At 65.6% G+C, this 20,225-nt stretch carries 15 protein-coding genes; 13 read left to right on the top strand and 2 right to left on the bottom strand.

Annotation, left to right across the window (positions count from 1 at the left end):
• The first annotated feature begins 2 nt into the window (after nucleotides 1-2).
• Together E1956_RS17365 and E1956_RS17370 are read left to right on the top strand one after the other, a co-directional pair.
• Nucleotides 3-1,469, top strand: a complete 1,467-nt coding sequence (locus E1956_RS17365) for a flippase (protein WP_134751344.1) — start codon at nucleotides 3-5, stop codon at nucleotides 1,467-1,469.
• Entirely contained in the window at nucleotides 1,466-4,024 is a 2,559-nt protein-coding gene (locus E1956_RS17370; RefSeq protein ID WP_134751346.1) for a glycosyltransferase family 4 protein, read from the top strand. Before E1956_RS17365 ends, E1956_RS17370 begins: the two co-directional genes overlap by 4 nt.
• Nucleotides 4,025-4,224: 200 nt before the next feature.
• Here the strand turns inward: E1956_RS17370 and E1956_RS17375 are convergent, their stop codons facing one another.
• Nucleotides 4,225-5,385, bottom strand: a complete 1,161-nt coding sequence (locus tag E1956_RS17375; RefSeq protein ID WP_134751348.1) for an acyltransferase family protein — start codon at nucleotides 5,383-5,385, stop codon at nucleotides 4,225-4,227.
• A gap of 245 nt (nucleotides 5,386-5,630) precedes the next feature.
• Here E1956_RS17375 and E1956_RS46155 point away from each other — a divergent pair, with 245 nt between their 5' ends.
• The 4 genes from E1956_RS46155 (at nucleotide 5,631) to E1956_RS17390 (ending at nucleotide 10,697) form a co-directional block, all read left to right on the top strand.
• On the top strand, nucleotides 5,631-5,774 hold the full coding sequence (locus E1956_RS46155) for a hypothetical protein (protein ID WP_167760052.1): 144 nt from the start codon (nucleotides 5,631-5,633) through the stop codon (nucleotides 5,772-5,774).
• A 314-nt stretch (nucleotides 5,775-6,088) separates the two neighbouring features.
• The gene (galU, locus tag E1956_RS17380; protein ID WP_134751350.1) at nucleotides 6,089-6,979 is read left to right on the top strand and encodes a UTP--glucose-1-phosphate uridylyltransferase GalU; all 891 of its coding nucleotides are present in this window, start codon (nucleotides 6,089-6,091) and stop codon (nucleotides 6,977-6,979) included.
• Between the two features lie 279 nt (nucleotides 6,980-7,258).
• Nucleotides 7,259-8,908 (top strand): S53 family peptidase, encoded by a 1,650-nt coding sequence (locus E1956_RS17385; protein ID WP_134751352.1) that lies wholly within the window; start codon nucleotides 7,259-7,261, stop codon nucleotides 8,906-8,908.
• Between the two features lie 124 nt (nucleotides 8,909-9,032).
• A complete protein-coding gene (locus tag E1956_RS17390) occupies nucleotides 9,033-10,697 on the top strand; it encodes a S10 family peptidase (RefSeq protein ID WP_134751354.1) in 1,665 nt (554 codons plus the stop codon).
• 94 nt (nucleotides 10,698-10,791) lie between these two features.
• Here E1956_RS17390 and E1956_RS17395 read toward each other — a convergent pair whose 3' ends face one another.
• Nucleotides 10,792-11,316, bottom strand: coding sequence for a nucleoside 2-deoxyribosyltransferase (locus E1956_RS17395; RefSeq protein ID WP_134751356.1), 525 nt, complete (start codon nucleotides 11,314-11,316; stop codon nucleotides 10,792-10,794).
• Nucleotides 11,317-11,605: 289 nt separating this feature from the next.
• On the opposite strand from E1956_RS17395, the gene E1956_RS17400 reads away from it, so the two are divergent.
• From E1956_RS17400 to E1956_RS17430, 7 genes are all read left to right on the top strand, one after another.
• Complete coding sequence (locus E1956_RS17400) at nucleotides 11,606-12,913, top strand: MFS transporter (RefSeq protein ID WP_134751358.1); 1,308 nt, start codon at nucleotides 11,606-11,608, stop codon at nucleotides 12,911-12,913.
• Nucleotides 12,914-13,180: 267 nt separating this feature from the next.
• Nucleotides 13,181-14,053: a transporter substrate-binding domain-containing protein gene (locus tag E1956_RS17405; protein WP_134754532.1), complete on the top strand. Its 873-nt coding sequence runs from the start codon at nucleotides 13,181-13,183 to the stop codon at nucleotides 14,051-14,053.
• Between the two features lie 188 nt (nucleotides 14,054-14,241).
• Entirely contained in the window at nucleotides 14,242-15,483 is a 1,242-nt protein-coding gene (locus E1956_RS17410; RefSeq protein WP_134751360.1) for an NAD(P)/FAD-dependent oxidoreductase, read from the top strand.
• Between the two features lie 167 nt (nucleotides 15,484-15,650).
• The gene (locus E1956_RS17415; protein WP_167760053.1) at nucleotides 15,651-16,913 is read left to right on the top strand and encodes an autotransporter strand-loop-strand O-heptosyltransferase; all 1,263 of its coding nucleotides are present in this window, start codon (nucleotides 15,651-15,653) and stop codon (nucleotides 16,911-16,913) included.
• A 75-nt stretch (nucleotides 16,914-16,988) separates the two neighbouring features.
• Nucleotides 16,989-17,870 (top strand): sn-glycerol-3-phosphate ABC transporter permease UgpA, encoded by an 882-nt coding sequence (ugpA, locus tag E1956_RS17420; protein WP_134751364.1) that lies wholly within the window; start codon nucleotides 16,989-16,991, stop codon nucleotides 17,868-17,870.
• A gap of 11 nt (nucleotides 17,871-17,881) precedes the next feature.
• On the top strand, nucleotides 17,882-18,727 hold the full coding sequence (gene ugpE, locus E1956_RS17425; RefSeq protein WP_134751366.1) for a sn-glycerol-3-phosphate ABC transporter permease UgpE: 846 nt from the start codon (nucleotides 17,882-17,884) through the stop codon (nucleotides 18,725-18,727).
• A 128-nt stretch (nucleotides 18,728-18,855) separates the two neighbouring features.
• Nucleotides 18,856-19,992 carry a sn-glycerol-3-phosphate import ATP-binding protein UgpC gene (locus tag E1956_RS17430; RefSeq protein WP_134751368.1) on the top strand — a complete coding sequence of 379 codons (1,137 nt, stop codon included), beginning with the start codon at nucleotides 18,856-18,858 and terminating at the stop codon, nucleotides 19,990-19,992.
• The last annotated feature ends 233 nt before the right edge of the window (nucleotides 19,993-20,225 follow it).

Genomic DNA, 20,225 nt, shown 5'->3' on the forward strand with positions numbered 1-20,225 from the left:
ACATGGATAAAGGCATACTGCGCAACGTCGCGATCAATCTGTTTGGCCTCGTGCTGCCGACCTTCGTGTCGCTGGTCACGGTGCCGCCGTACATCAAGATGCTCGGCGTCGACCGCTACGGCGTGATCGCGCTCGTGTGGACGCTGATCGGCTATTTCAGCGTGCTCGATCTCGGCATGAGCATGGCCGCGCAGAACCAGATCTCGAAGGCCTATGCGTCGAAGGACGCCGAAGCCTGCGAGCGCGTGTTCTGGAGCGCGTTCTGGCTGAACTTCATCACGGGCGCGATTGGCGGCCTCTTGATCTACTCGGGCGGCGCGCTCTATACGGCGTACTTCACGCACGTGAGCGCCGAGCTGCGCCACGAGGTCTATCTCGCGCTGCCGTGGCTCGCGGTGGCGATTCCCATTGCCAACGTCTCGTGGGTGTTCGCGGGCGCGATCAACGGCGCGGAGCGCTTCGGCATCTACAACACGAACCAGACGCTCGGCACGTTCCTGTTCCAGCTGCTGCCGCTCGGCGCCGCATGGGCGATTGCGCCGAACCTGCAGACCGTGATTGCCGCCGCCGTGCTTGCGCGCTTGCTGGCTGGCCTGCTGCTCGGGCGTGCCGCGCTGCGCGTGCTCGGCATCAAACAAATACGCGGGCCGCGCTTCGACACTTCGAAAGCGCTGTTCAATTTCGGCGGCTGGATGCTGGTTGCCAGCGTCTCCACGATGGTCGCCGATTCGCTCGACCGCATGATGCTGGGCGCGGGCCTGGGCGCGCGCTTCGTCACCTATTACACGGTGCCGCAGAACCTCGTGACGCGCCTGAACATGGTGCCCAACGCGCTCGTGCGCACGCTGTTCCCGCGCCTTTCCTCGCTGCATCGCGAGCATGCGGATGAAATCGCGGCGCAGTCGCTGCAGTTTCTCAACGCGGTCTTCACGCCGGTGGCCATTGGCGCGATCGTGGTGCTCGAGCCCTTCCTGCGTGCGTGGGTGGGCCCCGAGATCGCCGGGCACGGCGCACCGGTGGGGCGCTTCCTGATCATCGCCGTATGGCTGATCGGGCAGGCCGGCGTCACGCGCATCCTGATCCAGTCGCAGAACAATCCCGCCGCCGCGGCGCGCGTGGGCCTCGTCGAGCTGCCGCTCTACGCCGGCCTGCTGTGGCTGGGCATTTCGCGCTTCGGCCTGCCTGGCGCCGCTGCGGCGGTGCTGTTCCGCGCGCTCTTCGACTATGTCGTGCTCTTGTGGCTGTCGCGCATTCACAGCCGCACGATCGTGGTCGACATGTTCGCACACCTGAGTTTTCTCGCTGCCGCACTCGCCATTGCGTGGTGGCTGCCCGATGCGATCTATGCGATCGGCGCGGGCGTCGTGCTGGCGCTGGCCAATTGCGTGTGGTCCGTTGCGACCACGCCCATGCTGCGCGGCTACGCCCGTTCCCTTCTGTTTCGTCTGAACCTACGGAAAAGCGCATGAGTCACGAACTGATCGACGAAGTGGCGCCGTCCGAAAGCGCCGCCGCGCCCGCCCATCGGCGCGATACCCACACCCATGCCCGCGGCGAGTCCAGCGTGACCGTATTGCGGCCGCACCAGGAAACGCGCCCGCAGCACCTCGATCGACCCATGCGCGCGGCCAACCGCAAGCCGCGCGTGGCCATCGTGCACGACTGGCTCGTCACCTATGCGGGCGCCGAGCGCGTGCTCGAGCAGATCATCGACTGCTTCCCCGACGCGGATCTGTTCTCGGTGGTCGATTTCGTCGAGGACAAGGACCGCAAGTTCCTGCGCGGCAAGCGCGCGACGACCTCGTTCATCCAGCGCCTGCCGAAGGCGCGCACGAAGTACCGTGCGTATCTGCCATTCATGCCGCTCGCGATCGAGCAGCTCGACGTTTCGGGCTACGACGTAGTCATTTCGAGCTCGCATGCGGTGGCCAAGGGTGTGCTGACCGGCCCGGACCAGTTTCACATCAGCTACGTGCATTCGCCGATTCGCTACGCGTGGGATCTCCAGCATCAGTATCTGCAGGAGTCGCAGCTCACGCAGGGGCCGAAGTCGATGCTCGCGCGGCTGATCCTCCACTACATCCGCAACTGGGACGTGCGCACGGCCAACTCGGTCGACCAGTTCGTGGCGAACTCGTCGTTCATCGCGCGGCGCATTCACAAGGTTTATCAGCGCGAGGCCGAGGTGGTGTATCCGCCCGTCGACGTCGACGCGTTCGAGCTCGAGACGCAAAAGGAAGACTTCTATCTGACCGCCTCGCGGCTCGTGCCGTACAAGAAGATCGACCTCATCGTCGAGGCGTTCGCGCGCATGCCGGAGAAGCGCCTCGTCGTGATCGGCGACGGTCCCGACATGCAGAAGGTGCGCGCGAAGGCGAGCCCGAATGTCGAGGTGATGGGCTATCAGCCGTTTTCGGTGCTGCACGATCGCATGCGCCGTGCGAAGGCCTTCGTGTTCGCGGCCGAAGAGGACTTCGGCATTTCCGTCGTGGAAGCGCAGGCGTGCGGCACGCCCGTGATCGCCTACGGCAAGGGCGGTGCGCTCGAAACCGTGCGCGACTCGGGCTCGCAGCCCACGGGGCTGTTCTTCGAGGAGCAGCGTGCCGAGTCCATCATCGCGGCGGTCGAATCGTTCGAGCGCGATCCGGGGCGCTTTCGCGCCGAGGATTGCCGCGCAAACGCGGAGCGTTTTTCCGCGGCGCACTTCCGCGAGCAGTTCTTCGCGCGCGTGGCGCGGGCCGTGCCGGCCATCGCCGAGGCTGGGCTGCCGCGCGTTAGCGCGCCCAAGGCACGCGCAGGCGACGATGACGAAGGCGGACGGGCGGCGGCGCAAGACACGGCACCAGAAGCCCAGCAAGACGCGCCTCGCGTGCTGGCGATCGACCAGAGCGGCGTGCTGGGCGGTGCGGAGCTTTCCCTGCTGGAAGTGGTGAAGGGTCTGCGTGCACGCATCGAGGTGCTGCTGTTCAACGACGGGCCGTTTCGCGAGGCGCTCGACGCCGCGGGCGCGCGCGTGGACGTGCTTGACTCGGGCGCATTGCGCAACGTGCGCCGCGACGGCGGCGCCGTGCCGAAGCTCGGCGTGCTCGCGGGCATTGCCGCGCTCGTGCGCGAGACGCGCCGCCGTGCACGCGGCGCCGACGTGCTCTACGCCAATACGCAGCGCGCGATGGTGATTGGCGTGCTGGCGGGCAAGCTCGCGCGCAAGCCCGTGGTCTGGCATTTGCGCGACATCGTGAGCGACGAGCATTTCGGGCGCGTGCAGCGCGCCGTCATCAAGGGTTGCGCGAAGCTCGGCCTCGCGCACGTGATTGCGAACTCGCACGCTTCGGCGCGGGTGTTTGCCGATCTCACGAAGTTCGACGCGCGGCGCATCGACGTCGTGCACAACGGTGTGGACGAGTCGCCGTTCCGTGCGCTCGCGCGCGTGCCGCAGGCGCAACTGCGCGCGCAGATCGGCCTGCCGCAGGACGCGTTTCTGGTTGGTGCATTCAGCCGCCTCGCGCGCTGGAAGGGCCAGCACGTGCTGCTCGAAGCGCTCCTGCTCGAGCCGCGCGCGCATGCGGTGTTCGTCGGCGCACCGCTGTTCGGCGAAGATGCTTATGCGCAGGAGCTGCACGAATTCGTTGCCGCGCGCGGTCTCGCGGACCGGGTCCATTTCCTCGGCTTCCGCCACGACATTGCGGCCTGCATGCGCGCAATGGACGTGATCGCGCATACCTCCATCACGCCAGAGCCGTTCGGCCGCGTCGTGGTGGAGGGCATGCTCGCGCAGCGGCCCGTGGTGGCCTCGCGCGACGGCGGCGTGAAGGAGATCGTCGAGCACGGCAAGAACGGGCTGCTCTGCACGCCGGGCGACGCGCAGGAGCTCGCGAAGACGCTTGGCGCGCTGTGCGATGACGCGGCGCTGTGCGAGCGTCTCGCGCATAACGGGCTTGCGGTGGCGCGCGAGCGCTTCGGCAAGGAGCAATACGTGGAAGCGGTCGGGCGCGTGCTGGATGGCGTCGTGACGCGCGCGCGCTAGCGCCTCAGGGAGAAGCGAGGGGCCGTCGAATTCGGGCGGCGAGGGCGGGGCCGTGTGAGAGCGGCCCCGCTATTTTTTCGCGTGTAGCGTGAAGCGCCGCTTTTTGGCCGGGGCACGCCTGGGCGGTAAGACCCGATTGCAAAAGGGCCGCTATAGCTTTGGCTATAGCGGCCCATCTCTATGCGCAATCTAAACGTTCATCAAGCAGCCCGCTTGCGCAGGCGTGCAGCGACGTTGAGCGCCGGCAGCTCGAAGAGGCGATAGAAGACCCACGCGACCGGCAGCACGGCGAGCGTGAAGCCGAACGAAGGCCAGATCGAGGTCTGCAGGGCCGAGCGGAACAGCAGCGAGCCGAGCAGCACGAAGAGCGGCAGATGGATCAGGTAGAGCGAGTAGCTGAAGGCGCCGAGCTTCGAAAACGTCTGCATGACCACACCGCCCGTTGCGGCCGGCTGCGCGAGCGCCTTCACGAGATAGCAGGCGAAGGCGCAGGCCCAGAGCTGGAACGCGCCGTACTGGCCGAAGTGGAACGCCACGCAGCCCGCCACCGCGAAAAGCGCCGCGGCCACGTAAGCGAAACGGAAGCCTGCCGAGCCGCGCAGGCGCGCTTCCGCAATCCACGCGCCGAGCATCCATGAGAACCAGTACGACGTGAAGACAACGATCTCGTGCCGCGCGAGCGTGAGCGCCGAAATCACGTTGATGGCGGCGATGCCGGCCAGCACCGCGTTGAGTCCGACGCGGCGGCGCACGGCGAACAGCAGCGGATAAAGCAGATAGAACTGCACTTCGAGCGAGAGCGTCCACAGCGCGCCGTTGGAGCCGTAGGTCGGGCCCGCCACGCCTTGCAGCGAGAGCAGGTTGACGAGGAACGCGTGCGGCCCGATGTCGAGAATCTTGTGGCTCACGGGCGTCATCGTGAGGCTGAACGAATCGGCCACGAAGGTGAGCGCGAGCGCGGCGAGCAATACGGGGTAGATCCGCACGAAGCGGCGCAGCCAGAACTGCCCGGCATCGAGCTGGAAATCGGGGTTCTTCAAGAGACGCGCCGCGCCGCTGCGGTGAATGCAATAGCCGCTGATGACGAAAAAGATCGGCACGCCGGCGGAGCCCCATGCAATGGGCAGCGTGAGCCACGCGGCGATCGTGCCGGGGCTCGCGAGGCTCGCGTGGGCCTGATGGAAGGCACCCATGCCGATCCAGGTGACCTGGCGGCAATGGAAATACGCCACCAGCAGGGCGGCGAAGCCGCGCAGCGCATCGATCAGGTGATCGCTGGCGACGGCACCGGCGGGCCGCGCCACGGCGGCGGGCAGGGTGGTGGCGGGCGGCAGGACGGTTTCGAGTGCGGGATCGCTCATTGGGGCGTGGCGTGCGTGATGGTGGGAGGCTGCCCTGCGATCATAGGGGGCCTCATGCGAGGAAATTATGCAAAAGTTTTTCAAAAAGTATTCATGGTGCTTATTCGGCTTCACTCGGGCCGCATACGAAAAATCCATAGCCGCGCCGAAATCGAGAAATAAAACCTTGTAACGAGAAAGCGATTTATTTGTGTGATTTGAAATGCTAATTTGCTGGGGATCGCCTAAGGTCGATGGAGATTTCGATGAACATGCATTTGCTGGCCGGCATTGCCGTGCTGTTGATTCTCGTCGCGGTGTCGGCGTATCGCGAGGCGCTGCGAAACGAGCCTATCCGGCGTTCGCGCACGCAAACGAGCGGCTTGCCGCCCGCCGACGAAGTCGAGTAAACTGCGCGGTCATGCAATATCTGCCATTGCGCCGCGATTGCAAGCCAGCTTGAAATTTGCTTGCTTGACGATCGAAACCGGATCAGGAAATTCATGCCGATTATTCGGGGTGCATGGCAATCAATCAGGCAATAATTGCCGCTGGTCTGCTTGACCGTCGCATTCGGAATTTCGTCTCTTTTTTAGTGGTGGACGGACCCGACCCTTTTGAACACAAAAACTGCCCAGCAGAAAGACCCAACAGAACCCTCGGGGACGCCGGCTTGCCTTGCTGCGAGACCGTTACTCAAACGATCGAACTGGGAATGAACATCATGCTCAAAGTTACCAAAGCGGTATTTCCTGTTGCGGGCCTCGGTACGCGCTTCTTGCCCGCCACCAAGGCCAGCCCCAAGGAAATGCTGCCGATCGTCGACAAGCCGCTGATTCAGTACGCGGTGGAAGAGGCGATCGCTGCGGGAATCACCGAAATGATTTTCGTGACCGGCCGCAGCAAGCGCGCGATCGAAGATCATTTCGACAAATCGTACGAGATCGAAGCCGAGCTCGAAGCGCGCAACAAGCAGAAGCTGCTCGACCTCGTGCGCAGCATCAAGCCGAGCAACGTGGACTGCTTCTACGTGCGCCAGGCCGAAGCGCTGGGCCTCGGCCACGCTGTGATGTGCGCCGAAAAGCTCGTGGGCGGCGCGCCGTTCGCGGTCATTCTCGCCGACGACCTGCTCTATAGCCCCAAGCCGGTCATGAAGCAGCTCGTGGACACCTTCAACCACTATCACAGCTCGGTGGTGGGCGTGGAAGCGATCGCGCGCGAAAACAGCGCCTCGTATGGCATCGTGGACGGCCGTGAGTGGGAAGAGGATGTGTTCAAGCTTTCGGGCATCGTGGAAAAGCCCGCGCCGGAAGTCGCGCCGTCCAATCTCGGCGTGGTCGGCCGCTACGTGCTGATGCCCACGATCTTCAATCACCTGCGCGCGCTGAAGCCGGGCGCGGGCGGCGAGCTTCAGCTCACCGACGCGCTGCAATCGCTCCTCGCGGAAGAGCAGGTGCTCGCGTATCGCTACATGGGTACGCGCTTCGATTGCGGCAGCAAGATCGGCTATCTGAAGGCCACCGTCGAGTTCGCACTGCGCCATCCTGAAGTGAAGGACGAGTTCGAGGCCTATCTGCAGAACCACCTGCCGCAGGCACTGGCCGCAGCGGCCTGAAATTAGCGATCCTTATCGAAGCACGCTGGGCGCCCACGCGCCCGGCGTGCTTTTTCTTTTGGTGCCTGCTTGCGCGGATTTCGTAAGGCGTGTGCGTTCGGCCAGCCCCGCGCGATGCGTGATGCATCGGCAGCGTCGGCGCGAAAGTGCCGACTATGTGTGCCCGCAGGCCAGGCAGAAGGGGCAAGGGCGTCGACGACTCGCTCGGCGCGTGGAACTCGCATAATCGGTTGTGTGTCCGAATGCGAACGACTACGTGCTCATCGAGGAGATCCGGCCATGATCAGGCGTCCCGTAGCAGGCAGTGAACACCCGGTGCCCACCGGCGCGCAGTGCGTCGGTGCGTGCGATCCCACGGAACATTTCAACGTCGTCGTGATCGTGCGACGCCAGGCCGAGCCCGCGTTCCGCGAGCTGGTCGAGCGCATCGCGTCGGGCGCGCCCGGCGCGCATCCGATTTCGCGCGAGCAATACGACCAGCGCTTCGGCGCGGACGCCGCCGACATCGCGCGCGTGGAGGCGTTCGCAAAGGCGCACGGCATGGCGGTCGTGAAGGCCGACCCCGGCGCGCGCCGCGTCGTGCTCTCGGGCACCGTGCAGCAGTACAACGCCGCATTCGGCGTGGACTTGCAGCGCTTCGAGCACCAGGTTGGCAAGCTCAAGCAGCACTTTCGCCAGCCTACGGGCCCCGTGCATCTGCCCGACGACCTGCACGGGATCGTCACCGCGGTTGTCGGCCTCGACAGCCGCGCAAAGGCGCAGGCGCATTTCCGCATCGATTCGACGGCGCTCGCGACAACCCCGGCGAAAAGCCCGCCGGTTGTCGTTGCCACGGGCTCCGGCGGGGCCGTGCACGCGCCGATCCGCGCCGCGCGCGCGGTGAGCCGTTCATTCACGCCGCTGCAACTCGCCGGGCTCTACGATTTTCCGGCCGGCGACGGTACGGGCCAATGCATCGCGCTGATCGAAATGGGCGGCGGCTACGCCCAGTCGGACCTCGATGCCTATTTCAGCGCGCTCGGCGTCTCGCCGCCGCGTGTGGAGGCCGTCTCGGTCGATCAGGCAACCAACGCGCCGAACGGCGACCCCAGTGGACCCGATGGCGAAGTCACGCTCGACGTGGAGATCGCCGGCGCACTCGCGCCCGGGGCGCTGATCGCCGTCTACTTCGCGCCGAACAGCGAAGCCGGTTTCGTCGATGCCGTGAGCGCGGCGCTGCACGACAGCCAGCGCAAGCCATCGGTCATTTCGATCAGCTGGGGCGCGCCCGAATCGGTGTGGTCGCAGCAGACGCTGGGCGCGCTCAACGACGCGCTGCAGACCGCCGTGGCGCTGGGCGTGACGGTGTGCTGCGCGGCGGGCGACAGCGGCTCGTCGGACGGCGTGGGCGATGGCGCCGACCATGTCGACTTCCCCGCGTCCAGTCCCTATGCGCTCGGCTGCGGCGGCACGCAGCTCAGCGCGGCGAACGGCCAGATCACGCGTGAGACGGTGTGGAGCAGCGGCGAGAACGGCGCGACCGGCGGCGGCGTGAGCGCGACGTTCGCGCTGCCCGCGTGGCAGGAGGGTTTGAAGGTCGCACACAGCAGCGGCGCAGCGGTTGCGCTCGCGCAGCGCGGCGTGCCCGACGTGGCCGCCGACGCCGACCCGTCGACGGGCTACGAGGTGCATATCGGCGGGACGGATACCGTGGTGGGCGGCACGAGCGCCGTCGCGCCGCTGTGGGCCGCGCTGATCGCGCGCATCAACGCGACGAGCGGCAAGGCGGCGGGCTTCGTCAACGCGAAGCTCTATGCGCAGCCCGGTGCGTTCAACGACATCACGAGCGGCAACAACGGCGACTACGCGGCCGCGCCCGGCTGGGACGCCTGCACGGGGCTCGGCACGCCCGTGGGCACCAAAGTGGCAGCCGCGCTTGGCTCGGCGTAGCATCGGGGACGAGCGCGCCGCGTGATGGAATGCGGCGCGCATGCAAAAGTTTTCCTGGTTTCCAAAGCGAAACCGCGTTCCGGGCGATCGATAGACCACGGCGTACCACGAGCAAGGAGACAAGATGAACGAAGAGGCTCAGACCAACGAAGGCACCGCAGCGGCGAGCGGCAACGGCAAGCACCGCAGCCCGAACGACCAGCCGTGCTTCGATCCCACCGCTTACGGCAACGGTCCCGACGATTTCGTGACCGACATGACTGAGAACGCCGCCATCACGCATCACGCGATCCAGATCGGCAGCGAGGTCATTGCCTATACGGCGACCGCGGGCCATCTCGTCACTGTCGACCCGAGCAGCTCGCAGCCCAACGCCAAGATCTTCTACGTGGCGTTCACGAAGGACGGCGTGCAGGCCCAGGACCGGCCCGTCACGTTCTTCTATAACGGCGGCCCGGGCTCCTCCTCGGTGTTCGTGCTGCTCGGCTCGTTCGCGCCCAAGCGCATCAAGACCGCCATGCCGGGCTTCACGCCGCCCGCGCCCTATACGCTCGAAGACAACCCCGACAGCCTGCTCGACAAGAGCGATCTGGTCTTCATCAATCCGGTGGGAACGGGTTACTCGGCGGCCATCGCGCCGCATCACAACCGCGACTTCTGGGGCGTGGACCAGGACGCGGATTCGCTCAAGCAGTTCATCAAGCGCTACCTGAGCGCCAACGACCGCTGGAATTCCCCGAAGTTTCTTTACGGAGAATCGTACGGCACGGCGCGCAGCTGCGTGCTCGCGTATCGCCTTCACGAAGACGGCGTGGACCTGAACGGCATCACCTTGCAGTCTTCGATTCTGGATTACACGCAAAGCGGCAATCCCGTTGGCGCGCTGCCCACGGCGACGGCCGACGCGTGGTATCACCAGCGTTTAGGCGTGAAGCCGGCGCCCAAGGATCTGCAGACCTTCGCGGCTCAGGTGGCGCAGTTCGCGCGCACCGACTACCGGCTCGCGCTGGAAAAATTCCCCGATCCGAAAAATCCGGCGATCCCCGCGACGCTCAAGACACTTTCGGAATACACGGGTATCGACACGCAAACGCTGCAGGCCTGGGACCTCAACATCGCGGCCTACGACAGCCGCGGCAACTCGCTGTTCCTCACCACGCTGCTCAAGGACAAGGGCGTGGCGCTCGGCTCGTACGACGGCCGCGTGACCGCGATCGACACGGGCATTGCCGGCAACATCGACCCGAATTCGGGCGGCAACGACCCCACCATGACGGCGGTCAGCGGCGTGTACACGGCCATGTGGAACAGCTATCTGAACGAGACGCTCAAGTTCCGCACCAACTCGTCGTTCACGGACCTCAACGACCAGGCCTTCAAGAACTGGAACTTCAGTCACATCGACCCGACGGGTGCGCAAAAGGGCGTCGACGCGCAGGGCAACGTCGTGCTTTACACGGCGGGCGACCTGGCCGCGGTGATGGCACTGAATCCGGATTTGCGCGTGCTCTCCGCAAACGGCTACTACGATTTCGTCACGCCGTTCTACCAGACCGTGATCGATTTGCAGAAGATGCCGCTCGTCGACCAGAAGGTGCGCAACAACCTGAGCGCGCGCTTCTATCCATCGGGGCACATGATCTATCTCGACGGCGCCTCGCGCACCGCGCTCAAGGCCGATGTCGCGAAGCTCTACCAGACCGCAGTGACGGATCGCCCGGCGGTCGCGCGCATCCGCGCGCTGCAGCGCATGAGCACGATGAGCACGATGAGCGCGATGCACCACTGAGGGCGCCGCGCCGCCCTGCGTGCAGCGGGTGCCGCGAGTGCGGCGGCGCGGCGCGGCGTGCTGCGCAGTGGTGCGCCGTCGTGCGGCGGGGCGGCTAGTCCACGCGTCCCCGCGCCATGGCCGCGAGGCACGCGCGCGCGTCACCCGGCACGATGCGCGCCGCGCACGCGATCATGAGGTTTTTCGTCAGCCCGAAGTCCTCTACGAGAAAACCGCGCTCGCAGACCCGGCCCTGCGCACTGGGGTGCGAAGGCACGCGCTCGATCAGCGTGCCGGTGTCGGCCGAATAAGCCCAGATTTCCTTGCCCAGTGCGGCGGCAAAGCCGATCTCGAACGCCGTGCCCGAGTCGGGCTCGCCCGGTCCGCGAAAATCGTTGACATTTGCCATCACGATGTCCGCGCTGCGGATGGCGTCGATATTGGCGCGATAAATCCACGCGGCCTGGCGCGGGCCGTCGAGATCGGCGGGCACCTGGACGTCCAGCGGGTAAAGACCCTCGAAGCCGAAGTCGCCGCATGCGGCGACGAGTTGTGCGCCGTATTCGAGCGCGTCGGGGCGAAACACGTCGAAGCCTGCGAGATAGACGCGCGGGCGACGGGGCGGGGCGGCATGAGTCATGGCGTGCGCTCCTCGATGCAATGTATCCGATACGAAACTCGACCGGTGAGTGTAGCCCTGCACCGGGCGTGCCCACCGATTCGGTCTTGCTTACATAATGTTGACAGTGCCGATTGCGTGCCGCTACGATTATGCACTTTGCATTCGTTGCAAGGCAGGGGCGTGACCGGTAACATCCGCGCCTGCAACGCCAGGCATAAGACCCGATTTTCCTGGCCGGCGCAGCGATGGCTCGCATGAACAACGCACGACCAACGCATGCAAGAGCCAGACCCATGAAGTGGAGACCATGAATACCCTTACCAGCGGCCTTGCGAGCGCCCAACGGCAGCAGCTCGAATCCCGGGCCTACGCGAAAGCGACCCTGCGCCTGTTGCCCTTTCTCTTTCTTTGCTACGTTGCGGCCTATCTCGACCGCGTGAACGTCGGCTTCGCCAAGCTGCAGATGCTGAGCGACCTGCAATTCAGCGAGACCGTCTACGGTCTCGGGGCAGGGATCTTTTTCATCGGCTATTTTTTCTTCGAAGTCCCAAGCAATCTGCTCATGCATCGCGTGGGCGCGCGCAGGTGGATCGCGCGCATCATGCTCACGTGGGCGGTGATATCGGCGGCCTCGCTGTTCGTCAAGACGCCCACCCAGTTCTATATCGTGCGCTTCTTGCTGGGCGTGGCCGAAGCCGGCTTCTTCCCCGGCATCGTGCTCTACCTCACCTACTGGTTTCCCGCCGCGCGGCGCAGCCGCATGAACGCGCTCTTCATGATCGGCATTCCGGTCGCGGGCGTGCTGGGCGGCCCGCTTTCCGGGTGGATTCTCGCGGCCTTCGACGGCCGGGATGGCTGGGCGAGCTGGCAATGGCTGTTCTTCATCGAGGCGCTGCCTTCGTTCGTGCTCGGCGTGATCACGCTGTTCTATCTGCCCAATAGCATTCGCGCGGCGACGTGGCTCTCGAACGAAGAGCGTGCCGTGCTCGAGGAAAACATCGCGCAGGAGCAGGCCGGCAAGGGCCATGCCTCGGTTGCCTCGGTGTTCAGCAATGGCCGCGTGTGGCTCATGGCGCTCATCTATTTCTGCTGCATGATGGGCCTCTACGGCATCAGCTTCTATCTGCCCACGCTCATCAAGGCGAGCGGCGTGAAGAGCGCGCTCGACGTGGGCCTCCTGACTGCGATTCCCTACGCTTGCGCCGTGTTCAGCATGCTGTTCGTGGCGAAGAGCGCGGACCGCCGCGGCGAGCGCCGCTGGCACTTCGCGATTGCCTCGCTGGCCGCGGCGCTCGGGCTCTACTTGAGCACGGTGTTCGGCCACAACGTGCCGCTCGCGATGCTCGCACTCTCCGTGGGCGCCGCCGGCATGCTCGCGACCATGCCGGTCTTCTGGGCCTGGCCGAGCGCGATACTCGCCGGCGGTTCGGCAGCCGCGGCCATCGGCATGATCAACTCGATCGGCAATCTCGCGGGCTTCGTGAGCCCGACGATCATCGGCTGGATGAAGGACGTCACGCATAGCACCAACGCGGGCATGTACTGCGTGGCGGCGGCGATGGTGCTGGGCGCTGCGCTCTCGCTGCTGCAACCGAAGGAGATCGTCAACGGCTGAACCCGTGGGGCGAAGCCATGCGGCGCGAAAGCAGCGGTTGCGGCCGCTGCTTTTTTTTCGCCTTGCGTTTCTCGTGACAGTGCCCGCGCGCTAACATCGCATTGGACGGCGCGCCATGCGAGTCATGCCGATCGGGCGCGTTGTGCGGGGCGCATCACTTCACGAATCGAAACGTCCATCGGGCAGGGGGAGCGAATCATGAACCGGCTCAAGCGCGTGGCGAAGGGGCGGTGTCGGGCGTTGCGCACCGGTCTCGCCGGCGCGGTAATGCTGGCGCTGCCGTTGCTATTGCTGCAACCGGCTGGCGCACAGGTTGCACAACCCACGCTCGACAAGGTCCGCGCCGCCAACATGATTGCAATCGGCTATCGCGAGACGTCCGTGCCGTTCTCGTATCTGGATGCGAATGGCAACGTGATCGGCTTTTCGCAGGACATCTGCAATCATGTCATCGATGCGATCAAGGCGCAGGCGCATCGCCCGAATCTGCAGGTGCGCTTCATTCCCGTGACTTCGCAGAACCGCATTCCGCTCGTGCAGAACGGCACCGTCGATCTCGAATGCGGCGTCACCACCAATCTGCAGGCGCGCCATAGTCAGGTGACGTTTTCCGATACGTTCTTCGTTGCGAGCACGCGGCTCTTGACGCGCAAGGACTCGGGCATCCACGACTTCGGCGATCTCGTGGGCAAGACCGTGCTCACCAATCAGGGCACGACGTCCGAGACCATCCTGCGCCGCATGAATCTCGAGAAGCATATGAACATGCAGGTGATCAGCGCGAAGGACTACAGGCAGGGGCGCGAGATACTCGAATCGGGGCGCGCGGTCGCCTACATGATGGACGACGTGCTGCTCGCCGGCACGCGCTCGCTGACCGCGCATCCGTCCGACTGGGTGATCGTCGGCACGCCGCAATCCTGGGAGCCCTATGCATTCATGCTGCGCAACGGCGATCCGGCGTTCCGGCAACTCGTGAACGAGACGATGAGCGCGCTCATGAAGAGCGGGCAGATCGGCGCGCTCTATACGAAGTGGTTCGAGCAGCCGGTGCCGCCCAAGGGCGTGAACTTTCACTTTCCGATGAGCGATACGCTGCGCGCGCTCTACGCGGCGCCGAACGACCGCGCGCTCGATTGATGGCGCGGTTGTCCTGCAGGCCCGTGCCGTGCACGCAAAGCCGGGGCTTTGCCGTCCGCCGTGCAGACGTGAGATGATGCCGGTCCCGGCGCGCGCGGGCGGTGCGCGTCGTCAAGCCCAGACTGGCAAGGTGCCGTGCTCAATGGCCATGGCCCATGCGCGCGGCGAATCAATGAACGGGAGCGGACATGCAGGAAGCAGGCAACACAGTGGTGATCGTCGGGGCAGGGCACGCGGGCGGCAACGCGGCGGCGCTGCTGCGCCAGTACGGTTTCGAGGGGCGCATCGTGCTGGTGGGCGAAGAGCCGGTGCCGCCGTATCATCGTCCGCCGCTGAGCAAGACCTACCTGAAAGGCGAGGCCGATCTCGAGCGGCTCTGGCTCAAGCCGCGCCAGTTCTACGACGATCAGCGCATCGAACTGAAGCTCGGTGCGAGCGCGCAATCGCTCGACCGCGCGAGCCACACGCTGACGCTCAGCGACGGCACGACGCTGCACTACGACAAGCTCATTCTCGCGACCGGCTCGACGCCGCGTGCCTTGACGCTGCCGGGACACGACCTCGCCGGCATCGTGGCGCTGCGCTCGCTCGCCGACGCCGACGTGCTGCGCGAGCGCGTGAAGCCCGGCGAGCGGCTTGTGGTGATCGGCGCGGGCTACATCGGACTCGAGGCCGCGGCCGCCGCCCGTCAACTGGGGCACGAGGTGACGGTGCTCGAGGCTGCACCGCGCGTGCTCGGGCGTGTGACTGGCGAGACGGTCTCCACGTTCTACGAGAACGAACATCGCGCGCAGGGCGTCGACCTGCGCCTGAATTCGAAGATCGAGGCGTTCGTGGGCGAGCACGGCAAACTCTCGGGCGTGAAGCTCGCGGGTGGCGAGATCGTGCCCGCCACGCTCGCGCTGATCGGCATCGGCATCACGCCGAACGTCGCGCTCGCTCAGGCGGCCGGCATTGCGTGCGTCAACGGCATCGAGGTCGATGAGGACGCGCGCACGTCGGACCCCGACGTGTTCGCCATCGGCGATTGCGCGAGCCGGCCGCTCGCGCACTACAGCCGCACGGGCCGTCTCGAGAGCGTGCACAACGCGGTGGAGCAGGCGAAGCTCGCCGCTTCGGCCATCGTCGGGAAGGCGCGGCCCGCGTGCGACGCGCCATGGTTCTGGTCCGATCAGTACGACCTGAAGCTGCAGACGGTGGGCCTGCACGAGGGCTACGACGAAACCGTCGTGCGCGGCGACCCGGCTGCGCGCCGCTTCGCGGTTTACTACCTGAAGGACGGCGCGCTGCTGGCGGTGGATGCGGTGAGCTCGATGCCGGATTTCCTGTGCGGCAAGAAGCTCGTGGGCTCGGGCAAGCGGCTCGATCTCGCCGCGCTGCGCGACCCGGCCACGGATCTCGGCAAGTTCGCGGCGGCGGCACTGGCGTAGCGCGTGAGCGCACCTTGAACTGCGGGGCTTGCTATTTGGCGATGTCTTGATCTGCGTGCCGGCGCGCGGGGGCGGTGCTGCACTATCATCGCGGGCGCGACGGATCCGGGCGTTCTGGCTCGACCGTCCGTCCCGAATATCGCAGCCACGCCAACAAGGCCCGCACGGTGCATCCATCCGCTCATCCAGAATCGCGTCCCGCTCCTGAAGTTTCCGGGTTTTCCGATACGCAACGCGGCAGCTACGCGGCCAGTTTCGCGCGCGTGGACGCCCCTTGTCTCGAAGGCCCCGAGGGCATTCGCTACGACTTCAACTACGGGTGCCGCGTGCAGGTGCCGGCGGCGGGCTGGCGCGTGCGCATGGTCGATCTCGACACGCAGAACCTCGTGTTCGACGCCGCGCTCGCGGCTGGCGAGATCGTCGCGAGCCGCCGCAAATACTTCGTGCGATTCCTGCTGGAGGTGTTCGACGGCCCCCGCCGGGTCTTCTCCCATGCATTCGATGCCGCCGAAAAGCACGTCTGGATGACGATCGGCTCGGGCGCGCTGGGCGACGCGATCGCCTGGGTGCCGGCTATCGAGGCCTATCGGCAGCGACACGGCTGCTCAGTGACGGTGCAGATGCGGCCATGGCTGCATGAGCTGTTCGAAGCCGGCTATCCGGCGCTGCGTTTCGTATCGGAAATGCCGGAGGCTTCAGGTACCCTGGACGATGACGGCAAGCCCATCTATGCAACCTACCGCGTGGGCTGCTTTTCGCCGTATGCCGACCGCGATCACCAGCCCACCGATCCGCGCGTGAGCAGCCTGCAAGACTTTGCCTCCTGGCTGCTGGGCGTGCCGGCGGTGGAGCGGCGCACGAACATCGTAGTGGCCGACCGCTCGCGCATCGTGGCGCAGCCCTATGTGTGCATCGCGGCACAGGCGTCGACGCAGTGCAAATACTGGAACAACCCGGACGGCTGGCACAGGCTGGTCGCGCACCTGAAGGCGCGCGGCTACCGCGTGCTGTGCATCGACCGGGATCGCGAATATGGCTTGCCCGGCGCGCTGAACACGATGCCGGAAGGTGCCGAGGACTTCACCGGCGCGCGGCCCCTGCAGGAACGCGCGAGCCTGCTCGCGCACGCGGACTTCTTCGTCGGGCTGGGCAGCGGACTGTCCTGGCTTGCCTGGGCGGTGGGGGTGCCCGTGGTCTTGATCAGCGGCTTTTCGCATCCGAAAGCCGAGTTCCATACGCCGTGGCGCGTGATCAACTTTCACGGCTGCAATAGCTGCTACAACGACACCTCAGTCGAGTTCGACAGCGACTTCGGCTGGTGTCCGCGCCACGCGGGCGACGCACTGCGCTATCAGTGCACGACGGTGATCACCGCGGGCCAGGTGATCGGCGTGGTGGACGAACTGATCGCGGCGCGCGGTGCATCGTGAGGAGGCGCGTCTTGACTCTCGGCTAAAATGCAGGCGCGCGCCGGTGCGGCGCCGCAACCCGAGGAGATCGACGCGATGGAACAACGCTCCCGTTTCGGCGCGAGCCTGCTGCCTTATCTGCTGGTCGGCCCACAGCTCGCGGTCACGGCCGTATTCTTTCTCTGGCCCGCGGGCGTCGCGCTCCTGCAATCCACCGAGGCCCAAGACGCCTTCGGCACCTCCTCGGAATTCGTCGGCTTCGCGAATTTCGCGCATCTGTTCAAAGACCCGCTGTATCTGGACTCGATCAAGACGACGGTCGTCTTTGCCGCGCTCGTGACCGTGTGCGGTCTCGTGCTCTCGCTCGTGCTCGCCGCCATGGCGCATCACGTCACGCGCGGCAAGCGCTTCTATCAAACCTTCCTGATCTGGCCGTACGCGGTGGCACCCGTGATTGCGGCGGTGCTCTGGGGCTTTCTCTTCAATCCGAGCATCGGCCTCGTGACTTACGCGCTCGCGCGCGTGCATGTCGTATGGAATCACGCGCTCAATCCGGGGCAGGCCATGACGCTCGTGGTGGTGGCCTCCGTGTGGCAGCAGATCAGCTATAACTTCCTGTTTTTCTACGCGGGGCTGCAGGCCATTCCGCAGTCGCTCTTCGAGGCCGCGGCCATCGACGGAGCGGGGCCGGTGCGGCGCTTCTTCGGCATCGCCTTGCCGCTGCTCTCGCCTACGAGTTTCTTTCTGCTCGTCGTGAACGTGGTTTACGCGCTCTTCGACACCTTCCCGGTAATCGACGCGGCAACGGGCGGCGGCCCGGGGCAGGCTACGCGCACGCTCGTCTACAAGATCTTCGACGAAGGCTTTCGCGGGCTCGATATCGGCAGCTCGGGTGCGCAGTCCGTGGTGCTGATGCTGCTCGTCACGGCACTCACGATCTTCCAGTTCCGCTTTATCGAACGGCGGGTCCAGTATTAGGGGTGCTCACTATGATCGAGAACCGCAAATACTTCAATCTCTTCTGCCACGCGATGCTGCTGCTTGGCGTGGCCGTGGTGGCGTTTCCCGTCTACGTCGCGTTCTGCGCGGCGACGATGAACGCGCAACAGGTCTTTTCGGTGCCGCTTTCGCTCGTGCCCAGCACGCATCTGCTCGAGAACGCGGCGACGGTCTGGAACGTGGGCACGGGCAATGCCGCGAGCCCCTTTGGCAAGATGCTGCTCAACAGCGTCATCACGGCGCTGGTGATCTCGGTGGGCAAGATCGCCATCTCCATCATCTCCGCCTATGCGATCGTGTTCTTCCGCTTCCCGTTTCGGCGCCTCTCGTTCTGGCTCATCTTCGTGACGCTGATGCTGCCCGTGGAAGTGCGCATCTTTCCCACGGTGCAGGTCGCGGCCACGCTGCATCTCACCAACACTTATGCGGGCCTTACGCTGCCGCTGATCGCCTCGGCCACCGCCACGTTTTTGTTTCGCCAGTTCTTTCTCACGCTGCCCAACGAGCTGATCGAGGCGGCGCGCATCGACGGCGCGGGTCCGCTGCGCTTCTTCTGGGACGTGGTGCTGCCGCTTTCGAAAACCAATATCGCGTCGCTCTTCGTCATCACGTTCATCTACGGCTGGAACCAGTACTTGTGGCCGATCCTGATGTCGAGCACGGCGGCCATGACGACTTCCGTGGTCGGCATCAAGAGCATGATCGCGAGCGGCGACGCGGCCACGCAATGGCACCTCGTGATGTGCGCGACGATGATCGCGATGCTGCCGCCGCTCGTCGTGGTGCTGGCGATGCAGCGCTGGTTCGTGCGCGGGCTCGTGGATGTGGAGAAGTGACGCGTGACGCCGAAGGCCAGGCACATCGGGCAGAAGATGAACGAACAAGCGTACGAACAAGCGTACGAGCAAGCGAAAGAGCCAACGAAACATCGAACGAAACAGCGAACGAATAAGCGGGAGACGGCATGGCGGCATTGAGCATGCGGGGCGTGACGAAATCGTACGACGGTGCGCAGCGGGTGCTGCACGGCATCGACGTGGAGGTGGCGGACGGCGAATTCATGGTGCTCGTGGGGCCTTCCGGCTGCGGGAAATCCACGCTGCTGCGCATGGTGGCGGGGCTCGAGAGCGTGAGCTCGGGCGAGATCGGGATTGGCGGCAAGGTCGTCAACCGCATGGAGCCGAAGGATCGCGACATTGCGATGGTGTTCCAGAACTACGCGCTGTATCCGCATATGACGGTGGCGCGCAACATGGGCTACAGCCTCAGGCTGCAGGGGCTCGAGCGCCGCGAGATCGACGCGCGCGTGGCGGCAGCGGCCGAGATCCTCGAGCTCGGCACGCTGCTCGAGCGCAAGCCGCGCGAGCTTTCGGGCGGGCAGCGCCAGCGCGTGGCAATGGGGCGGGCCATCGTGCGCGAGCCCTCGGTGTTCCTCTTCGACGAACCGCTTTCGAATCTCGACGCGAAGCTGCGCGTGCAAATGCGCCTCGAGATCCAGCGGCTGCATGCGCGCCTGCGCACGACGAGCCTCTATGTCACGCATGACCAGATCGAGGCGATGACGCTCGCGCAGCGCGTGATGGTGCTCAACGGCGGGCGCGCCGAGCAGATCGGCACGCCCGGCGAGGTGTACGACCGGCCCGCGTCGATGTTCGTGGCGAGCTTCATCGGATCGCCGGCAATGAATCTGCTGCGGGGCCGCGTGAGCGCGGATGGCCAGCGCTTCGAGACGGCGGGCATGGGCCCGCAGCTGCCGCTGCCGATGGAGCAGCTCCCGGCTGGCCTGCGCGCGGCGCTGCAGCCGGGACGCGAATGCGTGCTGGGCGTGCGCCCCGAGCACATGCACGGCAACGGTAATAGCCGCGATAACGGCGATAGCGGCAAACGGCAGCCGGAGGCGGGCGGGCCCGCCTCCCTCGAGGTCGAGACCTGCGAGCTGCTTGGCGCGGACAATCTCGCGCATGGCCGCTGGGGCAGCAACGAGGTGGTCGTGCGTCTGCCGCACGAGGTGCGCCCCGCGCGCGGCGAGCGCATTGCCGTGCGCCTGCCGGCGGCGCGCCTGCATTTCTTCGATCCCGCCGCGGGAACCCGCCTCGGCTGAGGCGTCAATGTCGTAACATGTCGCTTCGGGCCGGCCTGCACAGCCGGCCCGCGCCGCGCTTTGCATCGCGCTTCGCATCGAATTCCCTTCGGTTTCGTATCGGAAAGCGCGCGCGGCGCATCGGGTTTCTTATCGGCAACAAACATCACCAGGCGACATGGCCGCATTCCTCACGCTTGAAGCTCGCTCACAGCGCTCCGCAATCGATCACGGCGGCCAGGCCGCCCGCGCCA

It is taken from the genome of Paraburkholderia pallida, from assembly GCF_004524855.1.
GTDB classification, from domain to species: domain Bacteria; phylum Pseudomonadota; class Gammaproteobacteria; order Burkholderiales; family Burkholderiaceae; genus Paraburkholderia; species Paraburkholderia oxyphila.

Bases quoted from the DNA above. Each gene is read 5' to 3' on its own strand.
- E1956_RS17400 (WP_134751358.1), top strand. From the start codon at position 11,606: ATGAATACCCTTACCAGCGGCCTTGCGAGCGCCCAACGGCAGCAGCTC.
- E1956_RS17375 (WP_134751348.1), bottom strand. From the start codon at position 5,385: ATGAGCGATCCCGCACTCGAAACCGTCCTGCCGCCCGCCACCACCCTG.
- E1956_RS17395 (WP_134751356.1), bottom strand. From the start codon at position 11,316: ATGACTCATGCCGCCCCGCCCCGTCGCCCGCGCGTCTATCTCGCAGGC.
- E1956_RS17430 (WP_134751368.1), top strand. From the start codon at position 18,856: ATGGCGGCATTGAGCATGCGGGGCGTGACGAAATCGTACGACGGTGCG.
- galU (WP_134751350.1), top strand. From the start codon at position 6,089: ATGCTCAAAGTTACCAAAGCGGTATTTCCTGTTGCGGGCCTCGGTACG.
- ugpE (WP_134751366.1), top strand. From the start codon at position 17,882: ATGATCGAGAACCGCAAATACTTCAATCTCTTCTGCCACGCGATGCTG.
- E1956_RS17390 (WP_134751354.1), top strand. From the start codon at position 9,033: ATGAACGAAGAGGCTCAGACCAACGAAGGCACCGCAGCGGCGAGCGGC.
- E1956_RS46155 (WP_167760052.1), top strand. From the start codon at position 5,631: ATGAACATGCATTTGCTGGCCGGCATTGCCGTGCTGTTGATTCTCGTC.
- E1956_RS17405 (WP_134754532.1), top strand. From the start codon at position 13,181: ATGCTGGCGCTGCCGTTGCTATTGCTGCAACCGGCTGGCGCACAGGTT.
- E1956_RS17365 (WP_134751344.1), top strand. From the start codon at position 3: ATGGATAAAGGCATACTGCGCAACGTCGCGATCAATCTGTTTGGCCTC.
- E1956_RS17370 (WP_134751346.1), top strand. From the start codon at position 1,466: ATGAGTCACGAACTGATCGACGAAGTGGCGCCGTCCGAAAGCGCCGCC.
- E1956_RS17385 (WP_134751352.1), top strand. From the start codon at position 7,259: ATGATCAGGCGTCCCGTAGCAGGCAGTGAACACCCGGTGCCCACCGGC.
- ugpA (WP_134751364.1), top strand. From the start codon at position 16,989: ATGGAACAACGCTCCCGTTTCGGCGCGAGCCTGCTGCCTTATCTGCTG.
- E1956_RS17410 (WP_134751360.1), top strand. From the start codon at position 14,242: ATGCAGGAAGCAGGCAACACAGTGGTGATCGTCGGGGCAGGGCACGCG.